3 protein-coding genes and 2 pseudogenes are annotated in these 2,566 nt (G+C 43.2%); 3 read left to right on the top strand and 2 right to left on the bottom strand.

Annotated features, from left to right (window positions below; all coding sequences use genetic code 11):
* The 3 genes and pseudogenes from PX481_RS14520 to PX481_RS14510 all read left to right on the top strand — a co-directional run.
* A pseudogene (locus PX481_RS14520) lies at nucleotides 1-340 on the top strand (Ycf66 family protein); the annotation flags it as partial.
* A gap of 12 nt (nucleotides 341-352) precedes the next feature.
* Nucleotides 353-889 (top strand): TolB family protein, encoded by a 537-nt coding sequence (locus PX481_RS14515; protein WP_002761945.1) that lies wholly within the window; start codon nucleotides 353-355, stop codon nucleotides 887-889.
* Entirely contained in the window at nucleotides 886-1,404 is a 519-nt protein-coding gene (locus PX481_RS14510) for a TolB family protein (RefSeq protein WP_002761947.1), read from the top strand. Before PX481_RS14515 ends, PX481_RS14510 begins: the two co-directional genes overlap by 4 nt.
* 166 nt (nucleotides 1,405-1,570) lie before the next feature.
* On the opposite strand, the pseudogene PX481_RS14505 reads toward PX481_RS14510, so the two are convergent.
* Nucleotides 1,571-2,425: pseudogene (locus PX481_RS14505) on the bottom strand (patatin-like phospholipase family protein); the annotation flags it as partial.
* A gap of 27 nt (nucleotides 2,426-2,452) precedes the next feature.
* A partial coding sequence (locus PX481_RS14500) for a transposase (RefSeq protein ID WP_130758671.1) occupies nucleotides 2,453-2,566 on the bottom strand: 114 nt, incomplete at its 5' end.

Here is a 2,566-nt window from a genome sequence, read left to right as displayed (position 1 = left end):
TACTAGCGGTCGCAAAACGGCTAATCGTCGTCCCCGCAATAGTTCCCCCACTAGCGATCGAGATGTTTATGATCAGCGCCGTAGCGGTGATGATTGGGAAGAAACCAGTCCCCGTCCCCGTCGTCGTCCCGCTAGTGAAGAAACGAGCAGTAAATTGCCCCGCACTGGACAAAAACGTCGTCCTCGCCCAATAATTGAGGATGATCCGCCATTTAAAGGGGAATACGTCGATTATCAACCGATCGATCCTAGCGATACGAGCGATCGAGAAGATTGGCAGAGACCGGATAATAGTGAACGGGAGTCGAGTAATGATCATCCGACTAGGTTTGATTATTAAGGAGTAGGTCCGATGACCAAAGCTCCCTTTTTACTGTTTATCTGCTTGTTTTTAGGGGTTATAGGCGGTTGTAATCTCAATAACCCCGGTTTCTCTACAGGAACCCTAAATAGTCGCTATAATGACGAAAAACCCGCCCTGAGCGGTGATGGTCGTTGGCTTGCTTTGCTGTCTAATCGTCGCGGTAGTAATCAGATGCTGCTTTATGATTTGCAGACAAAACAATACCAAGCCCTAGGGGGATTATATACGGGTCAAGAAATTACCGATAGCCCCAGTTTAAGCCAAACGGGGCGTTATCTGGCTTATGTGGTGATTATTGAGGGTCGTCCCGTCATCGCTTTATATGACCGCATTACCGATCGCTCTGAGTTATTGAGTCAAAATTATCGCGGTTGGTTACGAAATCCCCGTCTTAGTCCCGACGGTCGTTATCTTGTCTTTGAGTCCGCTCGTCGGGGACAATGGGATGTGGAGGTTCTCGATCGCGGTCCGAATATCGAGTTAGATATTGCCGATGGCAGTCCCGTTGAAAGTCCCAAACCGTGAAACGTTATTTTTTTATTAGTCTTGTTGCTGTAATTAGTTTGTTAACTGGATGTGCGGGTTATCCCAGTTTATTGTCTTTTCCTTTCGATCGAGGGGGGAGAACTTTAAACAGTGCTGCTAGTGAATTAACTCCCTATCTTGCCTCTCGCTATCTCGTTTTTGCGTCCGATCGCAATGGTTCCCAAGCTATCTATCTTTTTGATGCCATCGATCGCCGTTTACTGCCTTTACCCGGACTAAATTCTCTCGATCAGATCGCTTCTAGTCCTTCCATTAGTGAAGATGGTCGTTATATCGTTTTTACTGCTAGTCGTCAGGGAAAAACGGCTATTTATCTGTACGATCGACAAACTCAACAGAGAAGGGAAATTGCTCCCGATCTGCTCGCGGAAGTACGCAATCCGATCATCAGTGCCGATGGTTCTAAAGTGGCTTTTGAAGCGGCAAAAAATGGGCAATGGGATATTATGATTTACGATCTATCCGGACGGGTATTAGTCAATGAAAATCAGTGATTATTAGATCTCTTGTAAAAATCAAAAATTGTTGTTAGGGTTAGGAGTCAGTAGCCAGTAGCCGGTCGTCAGGAGAATTAAGAATGAATAATAATCAACTGAATGGTCTATTTAAGGATTTTGTGCAATTTAATCCTTATTTTTGCCGTTTTTGAAACCTCAAAAATTATCTTAAACCCATAGCTTTTAGCCGATGTTCTAGAAATTGTTTTCCCTGTTTTTCCCCGTCAGCAATCAGACGCTGGATATTGGCAGGAGAGCGATCGAGTTTACTTTCGTAGTTGAGACTATGGGCTAATTCCGCCGACATTTCGATCATGGGAATATGGTAATCCTGATCGGGATCTTCCGGGAAAGATTTAGGAATTTTAAATGGTTCTGTTAAGGCGATCTCGCGCAAGAATTCTTCTTTAAAGGCTCCTTTGAGAAATAATTGATTGAGAAAGTCAATCTGATCGAGACCTTGAAATAGGGAAACATTGCCTTCTAATTCATTGCGGCGATCAGCAATATCATCGGATTGCACGGGGATCTTATCTCTAGAGGTGGGATTAATTTTAATTACCCAAATTTCATCGGGAATATTTTCGACTCCGACAAATTCACGGCGAATTAAAGAACGGATGGGGGGATTATCGGAAAATAGTCCATCCCAGTAGGCCATAGTTTCAATGGTGACGGCAGGAAAAATGTTAGGAACACAGGCAGAAGCTAGGATATGTTCAATTTTAACCGCTTCCTCGCGCGAGTTAAATTTACTTAATTTTCCTGTCAGGACATTACAGGCCCCCATTAATAAAATTGGTGGTTCTGGTTTAGCTCCCCAAGTGGCTAATTCCGAGAAATCAATATGCGCTCTTAGTAACTGATCAAAGTTGGTAAAGCGACCGCGTAAACCGTAGGTAGCTAGGGAAAATAAGGTTTTAGTAATTGGAGAGGAAGGACTGAGATTATACTGGGGAATTAATCCTTTGCTGGCTAATTCTAGAGCTTTAATAGCTGAGTCATTAAATAGCTTTTCTGGCTCTTCGTTACCCTTTATGCTAAATCAACATACAAGATGCCAAGATAACATACTTCTAACCCAAAAATTCCGAAAGTTTCTAAAGCCATAGCCTCTCCGTTTTATTAGTTTAAGTTTATTGTTGATTCCCTCGACCAC

The organism is Microcystis sp. M53603_WE2 (genome assembly GCF_030065435.1).
This window is presented reverse-complemented; position numbering and strand designations above follow the sequence as displayed.